Source organism: Mesorhizobium sp. M5C.F.Ca.ET.164.01.1.1 (genome assembly GCF_004792125.1).
In the GTDB taxonomy this organism is placed as follows: domain Bacteria; phylum Pseudomonadota; class Alphaproteobacteria; order Rhizobiales; family Rhizobiaceae; genus Mesorhizobium; species Mesorhizobium wenxiniae.
Genome location: NZ_SRTG01000253.1, coordinates 1 through 357, shown reverse-complemented (window position 1 = coordinate 357; position 357 = coordinate 1). Strand labels below are relative to the sequence as shown.

General features: G+C 62.5%; 1 protein-coding gene. It reads right to left on the bottom strand.

The annotated features are described in order from the left end of the window. Window positions 1–129: 129 nt before the first annotated feature. Window positions 130–357, bottom strand: a 228-nt coding sequence (locus EN807_RS36185; RefSeq protein WP_210240019.1) for a hypothetical protein, incomplete at its 5' end; no start/stop codon positions are given.

Below are 357 nucleotides of genomic sequence, written 5' to 3'. Positions count from 1 at the left end.
GCAGGGCCAAGCCCCGCACGATGTCGATGGCGACGATGCGTCCTTGCTTCGGCGTGTCCTGAACAGGTTCGGCCGGCGTTTGAAGGCTCATCGTGTCTCGCATTCCGATTCAGTGATGCCAAACGACTATCATGGTTCAACCAGACAAAAGAAGGCGGGGCTGCTGTGACATGCATCAATCTGCCCGCCGTTTTCGTCCGGGCGGTTCGAAGGGTGGCCGAGCCTGGGTTCAGCGTTCGCCACGGGCGGGCTGCTGGCGGCGGCCGTGGCTTTGTCACCTGACGGCGTCTGCCGAAGTCGCTCTAGGGTTTGGGCGAAAATGCCTGATGCCGCGCGCGCACCGTTTCCACGAATGGG